This is a genomic window from Litorisediminicola beolgyonensis (assembly GCF_042679605.1).
Classification (GTDB): domain Bacteria; phylum Pseudomonadota; class Alphaproteobacteria; order Rhodobacterales; family Rhodobacteraceae; genus Litorisediminicola; species Litorisediminicola beolgyonensis.
This window is the reverse complement of record NZ_JBHTMU010000010.1, coordinates 58,119-80,845: the sequence shown is the minus strand read 5'-3', so window position 1 is coordinate 80,845 and position 22,727 is coordinate 58,119. Positions and strand designations below refer to the sequence as shown.

The 22,727-nt window shown below is 67.7% G+C and carries 24 protein-coding genes; 14 read left to right on the top strand and 10 right to left on the bottom strand.

The genetic code is table 11. From position 1 onward, the window contains the following. Positions 1-91: 91 nt before the first annotated feature. The 3 genes from ACFQ4E_RS07825 (at position 92) to ACFQ4E_RS07815 (ending at position 2,649) form a co-directional block, all read left to right on the top strand. Positions 92-1,864: a trypsin-like peptidase domain-containing protein gene (locus ACFQ4E_RS07825; protein WP_386802386.1), complete on the top strand. Its 1,773-nt coding sequence runs from the start codon at positions 92-94 to the stop codon at positions 1,862-1,864. Between the two features lie 201 nt (positions 1,865-2,065). Continuing rightward, the gene (locus ACFQ4E_RS07820) at positions 2,066-2,257 is read left to right on the top strand and encodes a hypothetical protein (RefSeq protein WP_386802385.1); all 192 of its coding nucleotides are present in this window, start codon (positions 2,066-2,068) and stop codon (positions 2,255-2,257) included. Between the two features lie 200 nt (positions 2,258-2,457). Then, positions 2,458-2,649 (top strand): hypothetical protein, encoded by a 192-nt coding sequence (locus ACFQ4E_RS07815; RefSeq protein ID WP_386802384.1) that lies wholly within the window; start codon positions 2,458-2,460, stop codon positions 2,647-2,649. A gap of 63 nt (positions 2,650-2,712) precedes the next feature. Here ACFQ4E_RS07815 and ACFQ4E_RS07810 read toward each other — a convergent pair whose 3' ends face one another. The 3 genes from ACFQ4E_RS07810 to ACFQ4E_RS07800 form a co-directional block, all read right to left on the bottom strand. Then, the gene (locus ACFQ4E_RS07810) at positions 2,713-2,871 is read right to left on the bottom strand and encodes a hypothetical protein (RefSeq protein ID WP_386802383.1); all 159 of its coding nucleotides are present in this window, start codon (positions 2,869-2,871) and stop codon (positions 2,713-2,715) included. Between the two features lie 107 nt (positions 2,872-2,978). After that, a complete protein-coding gene (locus ACFQ4E_RS07805; RefSeq protein ID WP_386802382.1) occupies positions 2,979-3,524 on the bottom strand; it encodes a hypothetical protein in 546 nt (181 codons plus the stop codon). A gap of 67 nt (positions 3,525-3,591) precedes the next feature. Next, positions 3,592-3,978: a DoxX family protein gene (locus ACFQ4E_RS07800; RefSeq protein ID WP_386802381.1), complete on the bottom strand. Its 387-nt coding sequence runs from the start codon at positions 3,976-3,978 to the stop codon at positions 3,592-3,594. 173 nt (positions 3,979-4,151) lie between these two features. Between ACFQ4E_RS07800 and ACFQ4E_RS07795 the strand changes: the two genes are divergently transcribed. Then, complete coding sequence (locus ACFQ4E_RS07795) at positions 4,152-6,029, top strand: acyl-CoA synthetase (RefSeq protein ID WP_386802380.1); 1,878 nt, start codon at positions 4,152-4,154, stop codon at positions 6,027-6,029. Positions 6,030-6,670: 641 nt separating this feature from the next. Here the strand turns inward: ACFQ4E_RS07795 and ACFQ4E_RS07790 are convergent. Genes ACFQ4E_RS07790 through pcaD form a run of 4 tightly spaced genes read right to left on the bottom strand, consistent with a single transcriptional unit; the run spans position 6,671 to position 11,103 of the window. Continuing rightward, positions 6,671-7,750: an alcohol dehydrogenase catalytic domain-containing protein gene (locus ACFQ4E_RS07790; RefSeq protein WP_386802379.1), complete on the bottom strand. Its 1,080-nt coding sequence runs from the start codon at positions 7,748-7,750 to the stop codon at positions 6,671-6,673. Between the two features lie 30 nt (positions 7,751-7,780). Further along, positions 7,781-8,965 (bottom strand): MFS transporter, encoded by a 1,185-nt coding sequence (locus ACFQ4E_RS07785; RefSeq protein ID WP_386802378.1) that lies wholly within the window; start codon positions 8,963-8,965, stop codon positions 7,781-7,783. Continuing rightward, positions 8,965-10,290: a lyase family protein gene (locus ACFQ4E_RS07780; RefSeq protein WP_386802377.1), complete on the bottom strand. Its 1,326-nt coding sequence runs from the start codon at positions 10,288-10,290 to the stop codon at positions 8,965-8,967. Before ACFQ4E_RS07780 ends, ACFQ4E_RS07785 begins: the two co-directional genes overlap by 1 nt. 21 nt (positions 10,291-10,311) lie before the next feature. Continuing rightward, positions 10,312-11,103 (bottom strand): 3-oxoadipate enol-lactonase, encoded by a 792-nt coding sequence (gene pcaD / locus ACFQ4E_RS07775; protein ID WP_386802376.1) that lies wholly within the window; start codon positions 11,101-11,103, stop codon positions 10,312-10,314. 152 nt (positions 11,104-11,255) lie between these two features. On the opposite strand from pcaD, the gene trpB reads away from it, so the two are divergent. From trpB to ACFQ4E_RS07755, 4 genes are all read left to right on the top strand, one after another. Then, on the top strand, positions 11,256-12,476 hold the full coding sequence (trpB, locus tag ACFQ4E_RS07770) for a tryptophan synthase subunit beta (RefSeq protein WP_386802375.1): 1,221 nt from the start codon (positions 11,256-11,258) through the stop codon (positions 12,474-12,476). A 168-nt stretch (positions 12,477-12,644) separates the two neighbouring features. Continuing rightward, positions 12,645-13,250: a PepSY domain-containing protein gene (locus ACFQ4E_RS07765; protein WP_386802374.1), complete on the top strand. Its 606-nt coding sequence runs from the start codon at positions 12,645-12,647 to the stop codon at positions 13,248-13,250. Between the two features lie 18 nt (positions 13,251-13,268). Continuing rightward, positions 13,269-13,799, top strand: coding sequence for a hypothetical protein (locus ACFQ4E_RS07760; RefSeq protein WP_386802373.1), 531 nt, complete (start codon positions 13,269-13,271; stop codon positions 13,797-13,799). An 18-nt stretch (positions 13,800-13,817) separates the two neighbouring features. Then, a complete protein-coding gene (locus tag ACFQ4E_RS07755; protein ID WP_386802372.1) occupies positions 13,818-14,330 on the top strand; it encodes a helix-turn-helix transcriptional regulator in 513 nt (170 codons plus the stop codon). A 120-nt stretch (positions 14,331-14,450) separates the two neighbouring features. On the opposite strand, the gene ACFQ4E_RS07750 is transcribed toward ACFQ4E_RS07755, so the two are convergent. The 3 genes from ACFQ4E_RS07750 to ACFQ4E_RS07740 form a co-directional block, all read right to left on the bottom strand. Further along, positions 14,451-14,819 (bottom strand): DUF2237 family protein, encoded by a 369-nt coding sequence (locus ACFQ4E_RS07750; protein WP_386802371.1) that lies wholly within the window; start codon positions 14,817-14,819, stop codon positions 14,451-14,453. Continuing rightward, positions 14,819-15,511, bottom strand: coding sequence for an aminoacyl-tRNA hydrolase (gene pth / locus ACFQ4E_RS07745; protein ID WP_386802370.1), 693 nt, complete (start codon positions 15,509-15,511; stop codon positions 14,819-14,821). Before pth ends, ACFQ4E_RS07750 begins: the two co-directional genes overlap by 1 nt. A 109-nt stretch (positions 15,512-15,620) precedes the next feature. After that, positions 15,621-16,289 (bottom strand): 50S ribosomal protein L25/general stress protein Ctc, encoded by a 669-nt coding sequence (locus ACFQ4E_RS07740; protein ID WP_386802369.1) that lies wholly within the window; start codon positions 16,287-16,289, stop codon positions 15,621-15,623. Positions 16,290-16,611: 322 nt separating this feature from the next. Here ACFQ4E_RS07740 and ACFQ4E_RS07735 point away from each other — a divergent pair, with 322 nt between their 5' ends. The 6 genes from ACFQ4E_RS07735 (at position 16,612) to ACFQ4E_RS07710 (ending at position 22,704) form a co-directional block, all read left to right on the top strand. Further along, positions 16,612-17,673 carry a LacI family DNA-binding transcriptional regulator gene (locus ACFQ4E_RS07735; protein ID WP_386802368.1) on the top strand — a complete coding sequence of 354 codons (1,062 nt, stop codon included), beginning with the start codon at positions 16,612-16,614 and terminating at the stop codon, positions 17,671-17,673. 131 nt (positions 17,674-17,804) lie between these two features. Next, a complete protein-coding gene (locus ACFQ4E_RS07730) occupies positions 17,805-19,097 on the top strand; it encodes an ABC transporter substrate-binding protein (protein ID WP_386802418.1) in 1,293 nt (430 codons plus the stop codon). Positions 19,098-19,219: 122 nt separating this feature from the next. Continuing rightward, the gene (locus ACFQ4E_RS07725; RefSeq protein WP_386802367.1) at positions 19,220-20,086 is read left to right on the top strand and encodes a carbohydrate ABC transporter permease; all 867 of its coding nucleotides are present in this window, start codon (positions 19,220-19,222) and stop codon (positions 20,084-20,086) included. A 13-nt stretch (positions 20,087-20,099) separates the two neighbouring features. Continuing rightward, positions 20,100-20,930 (top strand): carbohydrate ABC transporter permease, encoded by an 831-nt coding sequence (locus ACFQ4E_RS07720; protein ID WP_386802366.1) that lies wholly within the window; start codon positions 20,100-20,102, stop codon positions 20,928-20,930. Between the two features lie 11 nt (positions 20,931-20,941). Next, positions 20,942-21,940, top strand: coding sequence for an ABC transporter ATP-binding protein (locus tag ACFQ4E_RS07715; RefSeq protein WP_386802365.1), 999 nt, complete (start codon positions 20,942-20,944; stop codon positions 21,938-21,940). Then, complete coding sequence (locus tag ACFQ4E_RS07710; RefSeq protein WP_386802364.1) at positions 21,937-22,704, top strand: L-iditol 2-dehydrogenase; 768 nt, start codon at positions 21,937-21,939, stop codon at positions 22,702-22,704. The genes ACFQ4E_RS07715 and ACFQ4E_RS07710 overlap by 4 nt, the downstream gene beginning before the upstream one ends. The last annotated feature ends 23 nt before the right edge of the window (positions 22,705-22,727 follow it).

The following is a 22,727-nucleotide window of genomic DNA, read 5'->3' as shown; positions in this document are numbered from 1 at the left end:
GCGCCGCTCCGCAATATTTGAGGTGCAGCCCCTGTGAGAGTTGCTAAACCGGCAAAAACCTATCGCAACACCCCTTCGGAGACGCGCCCCCATGATCTCTCGCATCCGGACGCTCGCTCTTGCGGCTCTGCTTCTCTCCGGCACCTCCGCGCTCGCGCAGCAGGCCGGGACCTATATCCAGATCGAGGCGCAGCCGTCGCTGAACCGGGCCGAGGACCGGGTGCGCGACTATGCCTCCTATCTTCAGGACGTGAACGGCTTCTCGCTCGGCGGCGGCTGGTACGGCATCGCGCTCGGCCCCTATAGCGAGAACGAGGCCGCGGCCCTCCTGCGCCGCCTCCGCAGCCAGGGCCAGATCCCGCGCGACAGCTATCTTGAGACCGCGGGCGAGTATCGCGGCCGCTTCTTCCCGATCGGTGCAGGCGCCGCCGCGCCCGAGCCGGTGGCGGAGCCGTCCGAGCCCGACACGACCGACACCACAACCGCCGCCGCGACGCCTGAGCCCGCACAGCCGGGCACCCCGGCGCCGGTCCCCGCCGCGACCGACGAGACCCCGCGCGAGGCCCGCGCCTCCGAGGCCGATCTCACCCGCAACGAGAAGCTCGCGCTGCAAGAGGCGCTGCGCTGGGCGGGTGTCTATGGCGGCGCGATCGACGCCGCCTACGGCCCCGGCACCCGCAACGCCATGGCCGAATGGCAGCGCCAGAACGGCTACGAGGTCACCGGCATCCTGACCACCCGCCAGCGCGCCGCGCTTTTCCAGGCCTATAACGCGGTCTTCGACGGGCTGGGCTTCGAGCGCGTCCGCGAGGCCCGCGCCGGGATCGAGATGGAGCTGCCGCTGGGCGTCGTCTCCTTCGCGCGCTCCGAGGCGCCGTTCCTGCATTACGAGCCGACCGGCGATCTCGACGCCCGCGTGCTCCTGATCTCCGAGCCGGGCGACCGGGCGACGCTCTGGGGGCTCTACGAGATCCTCCAGACGCTCGAGATCGTGCCCCCGAACGGCCCGCGCGAGCGCCGCTCGGACGGGTTCAGCCTCACCGGCCAGAACGACCGCATCGTCAGCGTGACCGAGGCGCGGCTGGTCGATGGCGGGGTCAAGGGCTTCACCCTGATCTGGCCCGCGGGCGACGAGGATCGCCGCACCCGCGTCCTGGCCCGCATGCGCGAGAGCTTCACCGCCGTTCCCGGCATCCTCGACCCCTCGGCCCGCAGCGACGAGGGCCAGTCGGTCGATCTGGTGGCCGGTCTGCGCATCCGCCAGCCGCGCCTCTGGGCCTCGGGCTTCTATGCCGACGACTCCGGGCTGGTCCTGACCGCGCTCGACGCGGTTGCCGATTGCGGGCGCATCACCCTCGACGATGCCATCGAGGCCAAGGTCGTGGCGCGCGACGCCGCGCTCGGTGCCGCCCTTCTGGAGCCCGCCGAGCGCCTCGCACCGCTCGCCTCGGCGACCTTCCGCAGCGACGCGCCGCGGCTCAAATCCGAGGTCGCGGTCTCCGGCTTCTCCTATGGCGGCGTCCTGCCCGCACCGACCCTGACCTATGGCGCGCTCGCCGATCTGCAGGGGCTCTCGGGCGAGCCGACGCTGGCGCGGCTCGATCTGGTCGCGCAGCCCGCCGATATCGGCGGGCCGGTCCTCGATGCGGGGGGCGCGGTGCTCGGCATGCTCTTGCCGGTGCGGAACGGCAACCGCCAATTGCCCGACGGCGTGAGCTTCTCGGCCCGGGCCGAGCCGCTGCGGAGCTTCGTCACCCAGGCAGGCGCGCGCACCCGGACGACCGAGGGCGAAACCGCGATGGCGCCCGAGGATCTGAGCGCCATCGCCTCGGACATGACCGTTCTGGTGAACTGCTGGGAGTAAGGACAGGGGCCGCGCCGCCTTTGCGGCGCCGCTGCTCAGATCGGTGCATGAATCGTTGGGCCACCGGGACCGGCCCGGTCGCGAACCGGGGGCCGTAGTGGCGGGACTTCCGCCGCGCACCCTCCGGCCCGGACACCTCTCCCGCCGCGGCCCCGCGCGCACCCACAGGATGTCGTCACCGCGACTTGTCCGCGCGCGACTGTGCCGGTCCGGAACGGCAACCGTCCGCTGCCGGACGGCGTGAGCTTCTCGGCCCGGGCCGAGCCGCTTCGGAACTTCGTCACCCAGGCGGGCGCGCGCACCCGGACGACTGAAGGCGAGACCGCCATGGCACCAGAGGATCTGAGCGCCATCGCCTCGGACATGACCGTTCTGGTGAACTGCTGGGAATAAGGGCAGGGGCCGCGCCGCCTTCGTGGCGCCGCTGCTTCGATCGGTGCATGAATCGGCGGTCCCCCGGGACCGGCCCGGTCCAGAGCCGGGGCTGTAGCGGCGGCACTTCCGCCGCGCACCCTCCGGCCCGGCCACCTCTCCCGCCATGGACCCACGCGCACCCTCAGGACGTCGCTAACCCGCCGTGCCCGCGAGTGCCTGTGCCGGTCCGGAACGGCAACCGCCAGCTGCCCGACGGCGTGAGCTTCTCGGCCCGGGCCGAGAAGCTTTGGAGCTTTGTCACCCAAGCGGGCGCGCGCACCCGGACGACCCAAGGCGAGACCGCCATGGCGCCCGAGGACCTGAGCGCCATCGCCTCGGACATGACCGTCCTGGTGAACTGCTGGGAGTAAGGGCAGGGGCCGCGCCGCCTTCTTGGCGCGGCCCCTCTGGTCCCGTGAGTGACCAGCCGGGTCTCAGACCGGCTGCACGCAATCGGTCGCGTCGAGATCCTGCACCGGATCGGCGGGACTGCAGCTTTCGCCCGAGATCGGATAGGTCGTGGGCGCGGTCCCGGCACAGCCCGCGAGGCCGAACGGCACGAAGAGCGCCACCACCATCAAGATCGTTCTCATGTCCCGGTCTCCTCTTCCCGAGACGGGCGGTCAGCACGCCCGTCAGCACAGAGCCTAGACCGCCGCCGGGGCAGAGGGCCCTGATATCGGTCAAGGGAGTGAGAGGCTCAGCGCGCCTCTTTCGGGCCCGCGATGGTGACGGTCTCGACGCCGCTCTGGCTCAGAAGCGCCAGAAGCTCGGTCGCCGCGGCAACGGGGGCAGAGCCGAAATCCACCTCGATCCCGCGCGAGGTCACGTTCACCGAGTGGATCACGCCCGACAGAAGCGCCCCCTCGGTCTGGTGCCCGCCCTCGAGGTCGATCCAGTCATCGAACCATGCGCCGAGACCCGCGATTTCGACGGGCGTGGGCGCGACCTCGAACCGCACCGCCCCCCAGGACAGCGCCTCGACCGACACGTCGAGCCCGGCATACTCCACCGCGCCCGGACCGACGGAAGCGGCCTCCGGAGGCAGCACCGCGATGGCCCGGTCGCCCCCGGCGCTGCGCCCGATCAGATCGACCACGACGCGCCCGTGAAAGGGCCCGTCGCCGGCCCGAAACGCCATTTCGGGGATCACCTCGCCGAACCGGGTGCTCTGCTCGGCATGCGCGGCCTCGAACACCGCGACATACTCGGCGCGGGCCGTCTCCAGAAGGTCGATCAGGTCCACAGCACACACTCCGTCACTCGATAATGAGGCCGGGAGACACGCGCCTCCCGGCCATAAGCCACGACACTCAGCGCCCGCGCGCCGCGTCCACCGACCAGGGCCCCGGTCCCGCCGCCGCGAGATAGAGCAGGGTGAAGCAGTAGAGCACCGCCAGCTCGCCGCCGTTCAGCATCGGGAAGAAGCCCTGCGGCGCATGCGCCAGGAAATAGGCGACCGCCATCGTGCCCGACAGGATGAAGGCCGCCAGCCGCGAGAAGAGACCGATCAGCAAAAGCGCCCCGAAGACCAGCTCGAGGATGCCCGCGAATCCCGGCGGCGTCGTCAGCGGCACCCCGTTGAAATCGCTCGTGGGCCAGTTCACCACCTTGGTCAGGCCGTGCTGGAGCATCAGGAGCGCTGTCATGATCCGAAGGACCGACAGGAGTTGCGGGCGGAAGGGGGCGAGAAACGTCATATTCGGTCACCTTGAGGGAGGATTAATCACGTGCGTGGCGATATGGCGCGCGCGATGGAAAAGTCGACCCGCCGCCGACGTCACGTCAGAAGCGATTTGCCGCTGCGTCTCATCCCCTTGCCAGCGACGCCCCGCGCAGAGAGACTGCGCGCCGGGAGACGAGGAGAGATTTCATGACTTTTGCAGGTATGGCCGACCGCAACGCGATCGAAGCGGAGATGCCGTGGGACGAGCGCGATCTGCCGAAAACGCTCTACGGGCTCTTGGCGCGGACCGCGGGCGCGCATCCCGACCGACCGGCGGTGAGCTACCAGATCTTCTCCGGCCCCGAGGACCGCGCCGAGACGCTCACCTGGTCCGAGCTCCGCGCGCAGGTGGCGCAGGCGGCGAACCTCTTCCGCTCGCTCGGGATCGGCGAGACGGACGTGGTCGCCTATGTCCTGCCGAACTGCAACGAGACCGTGGTCACGCTGCTCGGCGCGGCGGTGGCGGGCATCGCCAACCCGATCAACCCGCTCCTCGAGCCCGAGCAGATCGCCGCCATCCTGCGCGAGACCGGCGCCAAGGTCGTCGTCATGCTCAAGCCCTTCCCCAAGACCGATGTCGCCCAGAAGGTGGCCGAGGCGGTGCGCCATGCGCCCAAGGTCCAGACCGTGCTCGAGGTCGATCTCAACCGTTACCTGACCCCGCCGAAAAGCTGGATCGTGCCGCTGATCCGGCCGAAGGGCGGCAAGATCACCGCGGACGTGAAATCGCTCCGCGGCGAGATGAGGAAGCAGCCCAAGGAGCTGAACTTCGCCGACAGCGCCGGCGACCGGATCGCCGCCTATTTCCACACCGGCGGCACCACCGGCATGCCCAAGGTCGCCCAGCATCTCTATTCGGGGATGATCTATAACGGCTGGCTCGGTCACAAGCTTCTCTTCACCGAAGAGGACAACATCATCTGCCCGCTGCCGCTCTTCCACGTCTTCGCCTGCCACGTGATCCTGATGGCCGCCATCGCCTCGGGCGCGCATGTGGTCTTCCCGACGCCGCAGGGCTACCGGGGCGAGGGGGTGTTCGACAATTTCTGGAAGCTCGTCGAGCGCTGGAAGATCACCTTCATCATCACCGTGCCGACCGCGATCTCGGCGCTCATGCAGCGCAAGGTCGATGCCGATGTCTCGACGGTGAAGACGGCGTTCTCGGGCTCAGCACCCCTGCCGCTCGAGCTCTTCCGCCGCTTCGAGGAGGCCGCGGGCGTCACCATCTGCGAAGGCTACGGCCTGACCGAGGCCACCTGTCTCGTCTCCGTGAACCCCGTCGATGGCGAGAAGAAGGTGGGCTCCATCGGCATTCCCTTCCCCTATACCAAGGTCAAGATCGTCAAGCAGACCCCGGACGGCCCGCGCGAATGCGCCACCGACGAGATCGGCGAGATCTGCGTCTCGAACCCCGGGGTCTACGCGGGCTCGACCTATACCGAGGAAGACAAGAACCGCGACCTTTTCCACGAGGGCCTCTACCTGCGCACCGGCGATCTCGGCCGCGTCGACGAGGACGGCTATCTCTGGATCACCGGCCGCGCCAAGGACCTCATCATCCGCGGCGGTCACAATATCGACCCCGCCGAGATCGAGGAGGCGCTTCTGGGCCATCCCGCTGTCGCTTTCGCCGGTGCCATCGGCCAACCCGACGCCCATTCGGGCGAGCTTCCCTGCGCCTATGTGGAGCTTGTGGGCGGGGCGAGCGTGACCGAGGAGGAGCTTCTCGAGCATTGCAAGCGCCATGTCCACGAGCGCGCGGCGCAACCCAAGCACATGACCATCCTCGACGAGCTGCCGAAGACCGCCGTGGGCAAGGTCTTCAAGCCCGATCTCCGCAAGCAGGCGATCACCCGGGTCTATAACGGTGCCCTGGAAGAGAAGGGCCTCGACGCCCGCGTGACCTCGGTCATCGACGACAAGAAGCGCGGCCTCGTGGCGCAGGTCACCGCGAACGGCACCTCCGAGGCCGAGATCGCCGACACGCTCGGCGCCTTCACGCGCCCATGGGAGATGGCGGCCTGAGCTGACGCGCTCTGCGCGCCTTCGCCAAGGTCGATCTCCGCCCCAGGCCCGGAATCAAGCCGAAGGCGCCGGGCCAGCGCCTGCCCGTCCCGGAGGGCTGGCGCTTTGGTGCCGGACGCGCACACCTCCGAGGTCATCCGACCCTGGCCGCCATAAAGCGCACCGCTCGGGCGTTGCAGCGCCACCCCGCGGGCAGACGCAGACCGCCCCAGATGTCGTATGCTGACGCTGTCCGCGTTGTTGACAGAGACACGCATCGAGCGGTCTCAGGCTGATCGAGCCACTTTGGCCTCAGACAAATGCCAACTGTAAGTCTCCTCCCAAGGCCCGGGATAAGCCGAAGGCGCCTGGGTCGCCGGAGGAGCGCCATCGGTCCGAGCGACGATGGCGACGCCTGCCTGTCCCGGCGGCCTGGCGCTTTTGTGACGCACGCGCTCACCCCAGAGGTCATCCGACCCTGGCAACCATAAAGCCCACCGCTCGGGCGTCACAGCGCCATCCCACGGACAGGCGCTGGCCGCCTCAGTCCGGCGCTCTCGGCCCAGAAAGAGCGCCACGAGCGCGCCGCCCGGCCCAGACCGCGCGCTCCCCACAAGCCGCAGAATTTTAATTAAAATTCTGCCCCCGCCCAGCCCCGAAGGTCAGAACAGGATGACGTTCCGCCGCGCGCCCCCGGCCTTGGTGTCGGCGAAGGCCTCGTTGATCTCCGCGAGCGACCAACTGCGCGACACCAGCTCCGAGAGCTTCAGCCGCCCCTGCAGGTAGAGATCGGCCATCCAAGGAATGTCGCGCTGGATCACCGCGTCGCCGAGCTTGGCGCCCAGCATGTGCTGGCCGGTGAAGGCCGCGACCACCGGCTCGTAGCGCGCCATCTGGCCCGAATGCGGCATCCCCACCATCACCATCCGTCCGCCCCAGGCGAGATAACGCATCGCGTCCTCGTAGGCCGCGACCGCGCCCGCGCAGACAAGGCAGAGATCCGCCCCGCGTCCCATCGCTCGGAGCGCCGCGCGCCAGGGCTTGGCCGCGCTCGCCAGCACCACATCCGTCGCGCCGAAAAGCCGCGCATCCTCGAGCCGCGCCTCCGACAGGTCCACCGCCACGATCCGCCGGGCGCCGGCGATCCGCGCGCCCTGTATGGCGTTGAGCCCCACGCCGCCCGCGCCGATCACCACCACGTCCTCGCCCGCGCGCAAGCCCCCCGCATGCACCGCCGAGGCGACCCCGGTGATCACTCCGCAGCCCAGAAGGCAGGCCTCGGCCGGGCCCAGCGCATCGGGCACCGCCACGCATTGACCGCGCTCGACTACCACGCGCTCGGCGAAGGCGCCGCAATCCATCTCGGCATTGACCTCGCCGCCATCGGGCAGCGTCAGGGGGCCGGGATGGCGCCGCGGCGTGCGGCAGAGCGTCGGACGCCCGGACCCGCAGGTCGCGCAGGCGCCGCAGGCGCGGATCAGCGTCACCACCACCCGCTGGCCGATCTCGAGACCCTCGACCCCGGGCCCGAGCGCCGAGACCCGGCCCGCCGCCTCGTGGCCATAGACCGCCGGGACCGCGCCGCCGAAGCCGCCCTCCCAATAGCCGATATCCGAATGGCAGACCGCGACGGCCTCCATCGTGACCTCGATCTCGCCGTCGCGCGGTGCGCGCAGCTCCAACTCCTCGAGCGTCATCGGCGCGCCATGGGCGCGGGCGAGGGCGGCGGTGATCCGGGTCATGGGGGGCTCCTTCGGTCGTCGCCCGGGACCCTAGCCGCGGCGCAGGACCAGCGCCAGAGCCAGCCCGAGGATCGCCAGCGACGCGAGAAAGGGCGCGCCGGGGAAGTACGGACCCTCGGGCCGGGTGAAGGCCGCGAAGATCGCCGTCATGATCGGCGGCGACACGATCGCCGCCAGCGCCGCCGCCGACGAGAAGAGCCCCTGCAGCGCCCCCTGTTCGTCATCGCCCACCACCCGCGCCAGCATCCCCTGCAGCGCAGGCGACGTCACCGCCCCGAAGGCCGCGAGCGGCGTCAGTATCATCGCCAGCGTGCCCGACTGCACCAGCGCCAGCGCCAGGAACGCGACGCCGTTGAAGACGAGCCCATAGATCACTGTCCCGCGATCGCCGAGGACGCGCAGGATCACCCGGATCAATCCGCCCTGCACGAAGGCCACCGCGATCCCGAACAGGGCCAGCGACAGGCCGATCATCCCCGGCGACCAGCCGAAACGGGCGGTGCCGTAATAGGCCCAGATCGCCGGATAGACGAAAAAGGCGACCTGCAGGAGGAAGAAGGTGAAGATGCCTTGGCCCACGCCCTCGAGCCGGTTGAGCGCCCGGAACGCGCCCAGCGGATTGAGCCGCCGCATCTCCAGCGGGCGCCGGGTGCGGTCGGTCACCGTCTCGGGCAGCACCCACCAGCCGAGCGCGCAGTTGAGCGCGGCGAGCGCCGCGGCGGCGTAGAAGGGCGCGCGGGTGCCGAACTCGCCCAGGACCCCGCCCAGCATCGGGCCGAGCACGAAGCCCATCCCGAAGGCCGCGCCGATCAGGCCGAAATTCGCGGATTTCTTCTCGGGCGGCGAGAGGTCGGACATCGCCGCCGAGGCGGTGGATTGCGTCGCCGCTGTCACCCCCGAGACGAGCCGCGCCGCCAAGAGCCACCAGACCGTCGCCGCCAGCGCCATCACCAGGTAATCGGCGGCCATCACCGCCAGCGAGACCAGAAGGATCGGACGCCGCCCGTAGCGGTCCGAGAGCGCGCCGAGCGCCGGTCCGCAGAGAAACTGCATCGCCGAGAAGCCCGTCGACAGAAGCCCGCCCCAGAGCGCGGCCTGCGCCAGCCCGGAGCCGGTCACCTCGCGCAGGAGATCGGGCAGCACCGGGATCATCAGCCCGACGCCCATCGCGTCGATGGTCACCGTGCCCAGAAGAACGGCCTGCGGCGCGCGCATCAGCCCCGAGACCGCACCTTCGCCACGAAGGCGCGGGCTTCCGAGGGCGCTTGTCCCATCTGCCGGGCAGCGTCGAAGAGCCCCGGGTCGAGATCCGGCCAGCGCGCGAGCGCCGCGTCGCGCAGATGTCCTCCCTCGGCCACCACCGCCTTGCAGAGCGCCTTGACCTCGGCCTGCGCCTCGGGGCGCGGCATCCGGTCGGTCAGCGCAAAGCTCAGCCGCTCGGCGGCCAGAAGCCCCTGCGAGGCGTCGAGAACGTCGCGCATCGCGTCGGCGTCCGGGCTCAGCGTCTCGGCCAGCGCGGTCGCGTGATGGAGCGCCGCGGCCAGCGACAGGCAGAGCGGGGGCAGGGCGATCCACTCGGTGAACCAGGCCGCGCCGTCGCGGCTCTGGCGCGGGGCGCCCGCCGCCATCAGCGCCGCCTCGTGGCCGCGCGCCTGTTTTGCCAGCGCCACGAGCACCGAGGGGGCCACCGGGTTCTGTTTCTGCGGCATGGTCGAGGACCCGCCCGCGCCGCCGAGCCGCACCTCGGCCACGCCCGATTGCGTCGCGAGGATCAGGTCCTCGCCCATCTTGGACAGCGCCACCACCGTCCGCGTGACCCAGGAGGCGAGCGCCAGGATGATCCCCCGGTCGGCATGCCAGCTGCGGCCCGGATCGGCGAGGCCGAGCGCCTCGGCAAAATCTGCGCGAAGGCCCGCCGGATCGTCGCCCAGCTCCGCCGCCGTGCCCGCCGCACCCGCGAGCGAGACGCAAAGCCGCGCGCGCAGGGGGGCAAGCTCGTCGCGGAGGTCGAGAAGCGGCCAGCCCCAGCTTGCCGCCACCGCGCCGAAGCTCGTGGGCGTCGCGTGCTGGCCATAGGTGCGCGCGGCCATCGGCGTCTCGGCATGGGCCTCCGCCAGCCGCGCGAGCGCCGAGAGCGCGGCCCTGAGCCCCTCGTCGAATTGCGCCAGCACCTGCCTGAGGCGCAGCATCAGCGCGGTGTCGATAATGTCCTGCGAGGTCGCGCCCCAATGCACGTATTGCGCATGTTCTGGCGCCTGCATCAGATCCCGGAAGGCCGCGACCAGCGCCGGAACCGAGACGCCATTGGTGCCGGTCGCCTCGGCCAGACCGCTCGGGTCGATCTGCAGCTCGAGGCTGGCGCGATGGATCGCCCGGGCCGAAAGCTCGGGGATGATCCCGGCGCGGCCCTGAACCTGCGCCAAGGTGCCCTCCACGATCATCATCGCGCGGATCTCGGCGCTGTCGGAGAACAGCCGTCCGGTCTCGCCTGTGGGCACCAGCCGCCCCAGATGGGCACTGTCGAAGATCGAGGCCGCCATCCGCTCAGTCCCGCCGCCGCATCATGCCGCCACGCCCTGCGCACGCAGGAACCCGGTCAGGATCTCGGCATACTCTTCTGGCTTCTCGACACAGGGCAGGTGGCCGGTGCCGCGGATCAACCGCATCTCGGAGCCCGGCACCAGATCGCAGGTCTCGCGCACCAGGTCCGGCGGGGTCGAGCCGTCCTCGCTGCCCGCGATGCCCAGAAGCGGCAGCCGGAGGCCCGAGGTCGAGGAGATGAAATCCGTGCCAGCGATGGCCGCGCAGCAGCCCGCATAACCCTCGGCGGGCTGGCGTTCGAGCATGTTCTTCCAGAGGTGGAACTCGGCCGTCTCGCGGAACGGCGCGGCGAACCACCGCTCGAGGATGCCTTGCGACATCGCGGCGATGCCCTGGCTTTTGACCTGCGCGATCCGCTCGTCCCACATCTCGCGCGTGCCGATCTTGGCGGCGGTGTTCGACAGGACCACCGCGCGCACCAGGTCGAGCCGCTTGGCCGCCAGCCCCTGCGCGATCATCCCGCCGATCGACAGGCCCACGAAGATCGCGTCGCGCACGCCCAGCATGTCCAGGAGCCGCTCCACATCCGTCACCAGCGCGCCCATCTTGTAGGGCCCGCTCGGGCAATCGGACAGCCCGTGCCCGCGCTTGTCGTAGCGGATGAGCCTCAGACCTTTCGGCAGATGCGGCAGCACCGGGTCCCAGAGCCTCAGATCGGTGCCGAGCGAATTGGCGAAGACCACCGGCGCGCCGTCGGGATCGCCATCCACCCGGTAGTGCAGCCGCACCCCGTCAAGTTCCGCGATCTGCATGGCCCGCACCCCTCTTTGCCGTGGTCTCCCGCATCCTCTAGCCCGTGTCGCGGCGAAAGGGAACACGCGCGGCCCGGCGGCCGATTTCGCGCTGGAAACCACCGGCCCAAGCGCCTATTCACAGGCGTCACGACAGGCGACAGGAGGCTCCGATGGACGATCTGGTGAACAGCTTCATGACCGGCCCCGACGAAAAGGGCCGCTTTGGCGATTTCGGCGGGCGTTTCGTGTCCGAGACGCTGATGCCGCTGATCCTGGAACTCGAGGCGCAATACGAGCACGCCAAGACCGACCAGAGCTTCTGGGACGAGATGCAGGATCTCTGGACCAATTACGTCGGCCGCCCGAGCCCGCTCTACTACGCCGAGCGCCTGACCGAGCATCTCGGCGGCGCCAAGGTCTATCTCAAGCGCGACGAGCTGAACCACACCGGCGCGCACAAGATCAACAACGTGCTGGGCCAGATCATCCTCGCCCGCCGCATGGGCAAGAGCCGCATCATCGCCGAGACCGGCGCGGGCCAGCACGGCGTCGCGACCGCGACCGTCTGCGCCAAGTTCGGCCTGAAATGCGTGGTCTACATGGGCGCCCACGACGTGGAGCGCCAGCAGCCCAACGTCTTCCGCATGCGCCTTCTGGGCGCCGAGGTCGTGCCCGTCACCTCGGGCCGCGGCACGCTCAAGGACGCGATGAACGACGCGCTGCGCGACTGGGTCACCAATGTCCGCGACACGTTCTACTGCATCGGCACGGTCGCGGGTCCGCACCCGTACCCGGCCATGGTCCGCGACTTCCAGTCGATCATCGGCAAGGAAGCGAAAGAGCAGATGATGGCCGCCGAGGGGCGTCTCCCGGACACCATCATCGCCGCCATCGGCGGCGGCTCGAACGCGATGGGCCTCTTCTACCCGTTCCTCGACGACACCGAGGTCTCGATCATTGGCGTCGAGGCCGGCGGCAAGGGCGTCAACGAGAAGATGGAGCACTGCGCCTCGCTCACCGGCGGGCGCCCAGGCGTGCTGCACGGCAACCGCACATACCTTCTGCAGGACGATGACGGCCAGATCCTCGAGGGCTTCTCGATCTCCGCCGGTCTCGACTATCCCGGCATCGGCCCCGAGCATGCCTGGCTGCACGATATCGGCCGCGCCGAATATGTCGCGATCACCGACAAGGAGGCGCTCGAGGCCTTCCAACTCTGCTGCGAGACCGAGGGCATCATACCCGCGCTCGAGCCCTCCCACGCGCTGGCGCATGTGATGAAGATCGCGCCTAAGCTGCCCCGCGACCACATCATCTGCATGAACATGTGCGGCCGGGGCGACAAGGACATCTTCACCGTCGCCAAGGCGCTCGGCGTCGAGATGGGCTGAGCGACAGCTCCATAAACTCAGGTTTAGGCCCGCGGACCAGGGGTTTACGCGGGCCTCCCTAAACCGCTCCTCTATAGCCGGACCCCGATTGTGGGGGTCTCATGACACCACGACGGGGCCGCGCCCGACGCATGTGCCCCACGCGTGTCACTGAGAGGAGACAGACCCATGAAAAGACCCTTCCTGCTCGCCACAGGGGCGCTGATGCTCAGCGCCACCCTGGCCACCGCCGATGCGTTCAGCGACCAGATCGTCGCGGACCTGACCTCCAAGGGCTTCGGTTTCATCGAGATCAAGAACGGCGTCAGCCAGACCAAGGTCGAGGCCGTGCGCGGCGACCGCAAGGTCGAGGTCGTCTACGACCGCTCCACGGGCCAGATCCTCAAGCAGGAATGGGAAGCGGCCGGCGACGATGCCGGGCGCTCCGGCGTCCAGGTGCGCTCCGAGAACCGCGACTTCCTCGACGGGGATGACAGACGCGGCCGGGACGACGATGATGACGACGATGACGATGATGACGACGACGACGATGATGATCGCGATGACGATCACGGCGGTCGCGGCGACGACGATGACGACGACGACGATGATGATGACGATGACGACGACCGGGACGATGATCGTGACGACGATGATGACGATGACCGCGGTCGCGACGATGATGACGATGACGACGATGACGATGATGATGACGACGACCGTGGCGGACGCGACCGGGACCGGGATCGTGACCGCGGAGGCGATGACGACGACGATGATGACGACGACGACTGACCTCTGGCAGGGCAGGCCATGAAGCGCCGCGCCTTCCTGTTGGGCACATTGGCGCTCGCCGCAGCCGGGTCACCGGCTGCGGCGCAGGACGCGACCGAACAGGTCGTGCGCCAGTTGCGCCAGCAGGGCTTCAACAATTTCCGCATCAGCCGCACCTGGCTCGGGCGGATCCGGATCGTCTCGACCAGCCGGATCGGGCGGCGCGAGGTGATCCTCAACCCGACCACCGGGGCGATCCTGCGCGACTATATCGACCGCAGCGATGACCGCGACGACCGCTCGGGCAGCCGGGAGGATCGCGACGACCGGGACGACCGCGACGACGATCGCGATGACCGGGACGACGATCGCGACGATGACGATGACCGCGACGACCGGGACGATGATCGCGATGATCGCGACGACGACCGGGATGACGACCGCGACGATGATCGCGACAGCTCCGGTCGCGGATCGGGGCGCGACGACGACGACGATGACGACGATCGCGACAGTTCCGGCTCCGGATCCGGGCGCGACAGCGACGACGATGACGATGACGACGACTGACCCCTCGGATCCCGGCCTGTGAAGGTCTGGCTCGGCTTCTCCCTGCTTCTGGCGCTGCAGATCGCCTGCGCGACCTTCTTCCTGTGGGAGTTCCTGTCGAGCCTCCTCGGCCTCCGGGCCGAACCGATTTCCTGGGCGCTGTACGAGATGATCGAGATCGGCGCCGCGCTCGGCCTCATCCTCGGCGTGATCGCCACGGCGCTCCTTCTGGCCTGGAGCCTGCGCGCCCGCCACCGCGCCGAGGAGAGCCTGCGGCTCGCCTCCGGCGCTTTCGGCGAGCTGATCGAGGACCGATTCGACGAATGGGGCCTGACGCCCGCCGAGCGCGACGTCGCGCTCTTCTGCATCAAGGGGCTCTCGACCGCCGAGATCGCGACGCTGCGCCAAACCTCGGAAGGAACGGTCAAGGCGCAGACCAACGCGATCTATCGCAAGGCCGGCGTGACGGGTCGCCCGCAGCTTCTGTCGCTCTTCATAGACGCCCTGATGGACGGCCCGCTGACCTCACCGGCGCGCGACGACGCGGCCTGATCCGGTCCGCCTGGGGCCGATCCGGGATTTGTACAAATCACGCCGGAAAACCGCAGACCGCGTACAAAACAGGGGGTCGAATTGACGGGTTTGTACCTTCTTCTTGCCCATGGGCAAGTTTCAGATCGCGTGCGCCTCGAGGATATGCAGCGGCACGATGTCCAGCGCGCGGATATGCGTGGCCTCCAGATCGACCTTCGGCGCGCAGCCCTCATCCTGCGCCTGCAGGAAGCGCGCCGCGCAAAGACACCAACGATCTCCGGGTCTTAGTCCGGGAAAGCGGAACTCGGGCCGGGGCGTGGAGAGGTCGTTTCCGACATATTTCGAATAGGCCAGGAACTCCGCCGTCATCACCGCGCAGACCGTGTGGCTGCCCTGATCCGCCGCGCAGGTATTGCAATGCCCGTCCCGGAAAAACCCAGTCAGGGGATCGGAGGAGCACGGTTTCAGGTCGCCCCCGAACACGTTGATCTCAGGGTCTTTTTCCATCACCGAAACCGATCCGCAAGTTTCTGGAGGGGCGAGCGCGTGTCCTCTGCCGAAGGGCTCTCCGCCGCGGGCTCCCGCGCCGCCTGAGGCGCCTCGGTCGCCTTGCCGCGCCCCTCGTTCCGGGGCGGGCTGACCCGGAGCGCCACCTTGTTCATGAACCCCGCCGCATCGCCCTCGGCCAGCGCCGGGGCCCCGTCCGAGATGCCGCGGAGCAGGTCGTCGAGCCACTCCTGCTCCGCCTTGGCGAAATCGTGCAGCACGTAGCCCGAGACCAGTTCCTTGCGCCCGGGATGCCCGATCCCCATGCGCACGCGCTGATAGCTGTCGCCCACATGCGCGTGCAGCGACCGGAGCCCGTTATGGCCCGCATGCCCGCCGCCGGATTTCACCTTGAGCCGCCCCGGCGCGAGGTCGAGCTCGTCATGGAAGACGCAGATATCGGGCGTGTCGATCTTGAAGAAGCGCGCGGCCTCGCCGACCGCCTGGCCGGAGCGGTTCATGTAGGTCGCGGGCTTCAGGAGCAGCACCTTCTCCGAGCCCAGACGCCCCTCGGCCACCTGACCTTGAAACCGGCTCTTCCAGGGCCCGAGCCCGTGATCCTCGGCGATCCGGTCGAGCGCCATGAAGCCGATATTGTGGCGATGTCCGGCATAGTCGCGCCCGGGATTGCCCAGCCCCACGAAGAGTTTCATGTCCCGCTCCCTGTCGTTCCGCCCAGAGATAGGCGAGCCTGAGCGCCAACGCAAACGGCCCCGCCGATGGGGCGGGGCCGTCGCGTTTCCCTGAACCGGGATGCCGGGATCAGTTGCCCTCTTCGGGCTCTGCCTCGACGGTCTCGTCGGTCTGTTCGATGACCTCGGTCTCGGCGGGCTCTTCGTCCTCGTCGCCGGCGGCCAGAAGGCCGGACGGAGCAGAGACGTTGCAGATCGCGAAGTCGCGGTCGATCGTCGGCTTCGCGCCTTCGGGCAGCGTCACCTGACTGATCGAGATGTTGTCGCCGATCTCGAGCGCGGAGATGTCGACGGTGACCTTCTCGGGGATGTCACCCGCGGTCACGATCAGCTCGATCTCCGGACGGATCACGGTGAGCACGCCACCCTTCTGGATGCCGGGCGAGGTCTCTTCGCCGACGAACTCGACGGGGATGAAGAGGTTGATCTTCGAGGTCCGGCGCAGGCGCATGAAATCGACATGCGTGGGCAGGTCCTTGACGATGTCGCGCTGCACGTCGCGGCAGATCACGCGCACGTCGTCCTGGCCGTCGACCTTCATGTTGAAGAGGGTCGACTTGAAGCGTCCGGCCTTGAGCTTCTTCAGAAGCTCGTTGAACGGGATCTGGATGGGAAGCGGGTCGGCGTCGCCGCCGAATACGATGCCAGGAACCATGCCGTCACGACGGGCTTGACGAGCGGCGCCCTTGCCTGTCCCCGTCCGTTCCTGGGCGTGAAGATCAGGAATTTCTTCAGCCATTTTAAGTCTCCATTAGCTGGGTGGGGTGCCTCCAAGGCTGTCACCCCGTCACGAAGCCCGCGCGATAGACTGGATCGGCCGCCTTGGCAAGGGCCGAACGCCGCTCCGGGCTGCGAGACCGCTCTCTGATCCGCGACTGGTGCTACGACATTAGCGGTCAGGTCTGAAGATGGCGTGTGTCGACCGTGCGCGCGGGGCAGGGGGCGGAGGCGCCCCGGGAGGCGCAAGCCGGGAGGTCCAAGGACTTGGGGCTTGATTTTTACATCCGCTCGCGACAAAAGTTTTACATCTGTAAATTTACTGGGAGGCGCGTGTGGTCGGAATGGGAAAGGATGCGGGGGGCGCCGAGCGCAAGCCGCGCATCCACACGATGGAGCAGCTCTCCGCCGAGATCGGCGTGTCGCGTCCGACGCTGTCGCGCTACTTCCAGGATCCGGCCAAGGTCAGCCGGTCGTCGGTCGAGCGGATCGAGCGCGGGCTGGAGCGCGTCGAGTATGTCCCGAACTTCTTCGCCACGCGTCTGAACCGGAAGTCCACGGGCATGATCGGCGTGATCATTCCCTACCTCAACGACCTCTTTTTCACCAAGCTCATGCAGGGCATCGAGACCGCCGCGATGGAGGCCGGGTTCACCGTCATCACCCAGTGCTCCCACGCCGATCCGAGGGTCGAGGCACGGGCGGTCGAAACCTTCATGTCGATGAATGTGGACGGCGCGATCGTGGCGCCTCTCGGCAATCAGACCAATACCGAGGCGCAGGAGCGGCTGGATCGACGGCTGCCTTACGTCTTGGTTGACACGCGACCTAAGCCATTGATGCACGTGGATTATGTCGGGACCGCCCATGCCGAAAGCATGCGTCTTATCCTGAATTACCTGACCCGCGTGGGGGAGCCTCCGGTCTTCCTGGCCATGCCCCGCGTGAACTTCAACGCCTTCCAGCACGAGCAGATTTACCTCGAGGCGATGGCCGAGAAGGGGCTCGAGCCGCGCATCATCGGGACCGAGCTGATCGCCGAGGGCTGGCACTACGAGGCGCATGGCGAGGCGGCGCTCAGCGCCTTTTTCGCCCGGGGCGATTTCACCGAAAGCTCGATCCTCTGCGCCAATGACCGGGTCGCCATCGGGGCCTTGCGCGCCGCCGCGCGACACGGGCTGTCGCCGGGCAGCCAGAGGCGGGGAGGCTTGCGGATCGCGGGGCATGACGACTATCCGCTCTGCCCCTTCACGGTGCCCGCGCTGACCACCGTCGCGCAGGATCTCGACGCCATCGGGCGGGCCGCGGTGGACCGGGTGATCGCCAAGATCGCGGGGCAAAAATCCGAGTTCGACCACTCGGTGGAATTGTTTCCTGGGACGCTAAAAATTCGTGAATCGGCCTGAGGTGGAAACAATGCTGCGCCGCAGAGAGGTTTCCGGAAACAATTTTCGTTGACGTGTGCCCTGTTTCGCCCTAGTTTTGACACGCGTAAACGCAAAAACGGGAGGAACCTATGACGTCCACGCGCACCCTTATGGGGTCGGCCGCATGCCTCGGTCTGGTCTTCGGTCTCGGCACTGCCGCCGCCGCCGCAGAGCTGACCATCGCCACCGTGAACAACGGCGACATGATCCGCATGCAGGGCCTGACCGACGATTTCACCGAAAAGACCGGCCACACCGTCGAATGGGTCACGCTTGAGGAGAACGTGCTGCGTCAGCGCGTCACCCAGGATATCGCCGCACAGGGCGGCCAGTTCGACATCATGACCATCGGCATGTATGAGACGCCGATTTGGGCCGCTCAGGACTGGCTCGTCGCGCTCGACGACCTGCCCGAGAGCTACGATGCCGACGACATCCTGCCCGCCATGCGCGCAGGTCTCAGCCATGACGGCACGCTCTACGCGGCACCGTTCTACGGCGAGAGCTCGATGGTGATGTATCGCACCGACCTGTTGGAAGCCGCTGGCATGGAAATGCCGGAAGAGCCGACCTGGTCCGACATCGAAGCCGCCGCCGAGGCGATGACCGACAAGGACAACGAGATCTACGGCGTCTGCCTGCGCGGCAAGGCCGGCTGGGGTGAGAACATGGCGTTCATCACCACCGTCGCCAACTCCTTCGGCGCACGCTGGTTCGATGAGAACTGGACGCCGCAGCTCGACAGCGAAGCCTGGTCGGAAGCGGTCAACTTCTACAACAGCCTGCTCGAGAACTACGGCCCTCCGGGCGCCTCGACCAACGGCTTCAACGAGAACCTCGCGCTGTTCCAGCAGGGCAAGTGCGGCATGTGGATCGACGCCACCGTGGCTGCGTCCTTCGTGACCAACCCCAGCGACTCGACCGTGGCCGACAGCGTCGGCTTCGCGCTCGCGCCGAACAAGGAAGGTGTCGAGAAGCGCGCGAACTGGCTCTGGGCCTGGGCCCTGGCGATCCCCGCCGGCACCCAGCAGGAAGAGGCCGCCAAGGAGTTCATCAACTGGGCGACCTCCAAGGAGTATCTCGCGCTCGTGGCCGAGAAAGAGGGCTGGGCGAACGTGCCTCCGGGCAGCCGCACCTCGCTCTATGAGAACGAGAACTACAAGGAAGTGCCCTTCGCGGACATGACCCTGCGCTCGATCAACGCCGCGGACCCGAACAACCCGACCGTCGAGGCGGTGCCCTATGTCGGCATCCAGTATGTCGCGATCCCGGAATGGGCGGGTATCGGCACCTCCGCGGGCCAGGAGTTCTCCGCCATGGTCGCGGGCCAGCAGTCGCCGGAGGAGGCGCTGTCCAAGGCCCAGACGATGGTCGCCGACGAAATGGAAGCGGCCGGCTACTGAGCCACTTCATCCGGGGGGCGGGACACCGTCCCCCGGATCTTGGTTATCCCGATTTGACCGATCAGGGCTGACCTGCGCGTGCGCCTCGACAGCGAGGGCGCCGAACGGAGGAGGAGACACCCATGGCCACCCAGCATTCCCGATCCGCCGCCCGCATCATGATGGCACCCGCCGTCATTTTGCTGCTCGGCTGGATGCTCGTGCCGCTGACGATGACGCTCTGGTTCTCGTTCCGGCAGTACCTGCCGCTGCGAGGCGGCGATCTGGGCGGCGTCGGGTTCGAGAATTACGTCCGCTTCGTCACCTCATCGGCTTTCTGGCCCAGCGTCCAGGCGACGCTGGTGATCGTGGGCGGTGTGCTCTTCATCACCATCATTTTCGGTGTGCTCCTGTCGCTGCTCCTCGACCAGCCGTTCTGGGGGCAGGGGGTCGTCCGGATCCTCGTGATCGCGCCCTTCTTCGTGATGCCCACCGTGTCGGCGCTGGTCTGGAAGAACATGTTCATGGACCCCGTGAACGGTCTTTTCGCGCATCTTTGGAAATTTTTCGGGGCCGAGCCGGTCTCATGGCTCTCCGAGGCCTCTCTCTTCTCGATCGTGCTGATCGTGTCCTGGCAATGGCTGCCCTTCGCGACGCTCATCCTTCTGACCGCGATCCAGTCGCTCGACAGCGAGCAGCTCGAGGCGGCCGAGATGGACGGCGCCTCGGCGCTGTCGCGCTTCGGCTACATCATCCTGCCGCACCTGAGCCGCGCGATCACCGTCGTGCTGCTGATCCAGACGATCTTTCTTCTGTCGATCTTCGCGGAGATCTTCGTCACCACGCAGGGCTCGTTCGGCACGCGAACGCTGACCTACCTCATCTACCAGCGCGTTCTCGAAAGTCAGAACGTCGGCCTGGGATCCGCCGGGGGCATCTACGCCGTCATCCTCGCCAACATCGTCGCGATCTTCTTGATGCGGATCGTCGGCAAGAACCTCGACGCCTGAGGAGGAGATAGACATGGCCCGTGCCGTCACCACCCGCCGCAAGGCGCTCACCACCATCGCCGCCTGGTCCGTCGGTCTCCTGATCTTCTTCCCGATCCTCTGGACCGTGCTGACGAGCTTCAAGACCGAAGCGCAGGCGATCTCGGACCCGCCGGTCTTCCTGTTCTTCGACTGGACGCTCGAGAACTACTCGGTCGTGCAGGAGCGCTCGAACTACATGCGCTTCCTGTGGAACTCGATCATCATCGCCGGTGGCTCCACGATCCTCGGCATCATCATCGCGGTGCCCGCGGCCTGGTCGATGGCCTTCGTGCCCTCGAAGCGGACCAAGGACATCCTTCTGTGGATGCTCTCCACCAAGATGCTTCCCGCGGTCGGCGTGCTCTACCCGATGTACCTGATCTTCATCAATCTCGGCCTCCTCGACACCCGGTTCGGCCTGACCATCGTGCTGATGCTGGTGAACCTGCCGATCATCGTCTGGATGCTCTACACCTATTTCCGCGAAATCCCGGGCGAGATCCTCGAAGCCGCGCGGATGGACGGGGCGACGCTGAAGGAAGAGATCCTCTACGTGCTCACGCCGATGGCGATCCCCGGCATCGCCTCGACGGTCCTTCTGAACGTGATCCTCGCCTGGAACGAGGCGTTCTGGACGCTCAACCTGACCGCCGCGAAAGCGGCGCCCCTCACGGCCTTCATCGCGAGCTACTCGAGCCCCGAAGGCCTGTTCTACGCCAAGCTGTCGGCCGCCTCCACAATGGCGATCGCACCTATCCTCATCATGGGCTGGTTCTCGCAGAAGCAGCTTGTCCGCGGCTTGACCTTCGGCGCAGTGAAATAAGGAGACCTTCGATGGGACGTATCACGCTTGATAAGGTTCAGAAGAAATTCGGCGATGTCGAAGTCATTCCGCCGCTGGACCTGACCATCGAGGATGGCGAGTTCGTTGTCTTCGTCGGCCCCTCGGGCTGCGGCAAGTCCACGCTTCTGCGGCTGATCGCGGGGCTGGAGGATGTCAGCTCGGGTGAGATCCGGATCGACGGCACCGACGCCACCGACCTGCCGCCCGCCAAGCGCGGCCTGGCGATGGTGTTCCAGTCCTACGCGCTCTATCCGCATATGAGCGTGCGCAAGAACATCGCGTTCCCGCTCAAGATGGCGGGTCTCGACGAGGCGGAGCGCAACAAGCGCGTCGAGCGCGCCGCCGATGTGCTGAACCTCACCGACTATCTCGACCGCCGTCCCGGCCAGCTCTCAGGCGGCCAGCGTCAGCGGGTCGCGATCGGCCGCGCCATCGTGCGGGAACCGGCGGCGTTCCTCTTCGACGAGCCGCTCTCGAACCTCGACGCGGCGCTGCGCGTCGGCATGCGGCTCGAGATCTCGGAGCTGCACGAGCGTCTGAAGACGACGATGATCTACGTGACCCACGACCAGGTCGAGGCGATGACCATGGCCGACAAGATCGTGGTCCTGCGTGCCGGCCATATCGAGCAGGTGGGCAGCCCGCTCGAGCTTTATCACAGCCCGCGCAACCTGTTTGTTGCAGGCTTCATCGGCAGCCCAAAGATGAACTTCATCGAGGGCGCCGAGGCCAAGAAGCACGAGGCCCAGACCATCGGCATCCGGCCCGAGCACATCACCGTCGGCGACGGCCCCTGGGAGGGCCGGGTCGGTGTCTCCGAGCATCTGGGCAGCGACACGTTCTTCCATGTCCACGACACCGGTCTCGCGGAGACGATCACCATCCGCGCCCCGGGCGAGGTCTCCTACAAGGCGGGCGATACTATCCGCCTGGCCCCGCAGGAGGACAAGATCGTCCGCTTCGACGGCAACGGGCTGCGCATCGCATGAGCCGACTGGACGGAAAGACCGCGCTGATCACCGGCGCGGCCCGCGGCATCGGACGTGCCTTCGCCGAGGCCTATATCGCCGAGGGTGCGCGCGTCGCCATCGCCGACATCGCCGCCGACCGGGTGCGCGAGACGGCGTCCGAGATCGGCGCGCATCCGGTGGTGATGGACGTGACCGACCAGGCCAGCATCGACGCCGGTGTGGCCGACACGGTCGCGGCCCTGGGCGGGATCGACATCCTGATCAACAACGCCGCGCTCTTCACCGCCGCGCCCATCGTCGAGATCACCCGCGAGGATTACGCCCGCGTCTTCGACATCAATGTCGGCGGCACGCTCTTCACGCTCCAGGCGGTGGCGCGCCACATGATCGAGCGCGGAGAGGGCGGCCGGATCATCAACATGGCGAGCCAGGCCGGGCGGCGCGGCGAGGCGCTGGTCGCCGTCTATTGCGCCACCAAGGCCGCGGTGATCTCGCTCACCCAGTCGGCGGGCCTGAACCTGATCCAGCACGGCATCAACGTGAACGCCATCGCGCCCGGCGTGGTCGATGGCGAGCATTGGGACGGGGTCGACGCCTTCTTCGCGAAATACGAGGGCAAGGCGCCCGGCCAGAAGAAGAAAGAGGTCGGCGAGAGCGTGCCCTTCGGGCGCATGGGCGTGGCCGAGGACCTCACCGGAATGGCGATCTTCCTTGCCACCGACGAGGCGCGCTACATCGTCGCCCAGACCTATAATGTCGATGGCGGACAGTGGATGAGCTGACGGCGTCGGTGCTGTCCGTCCAC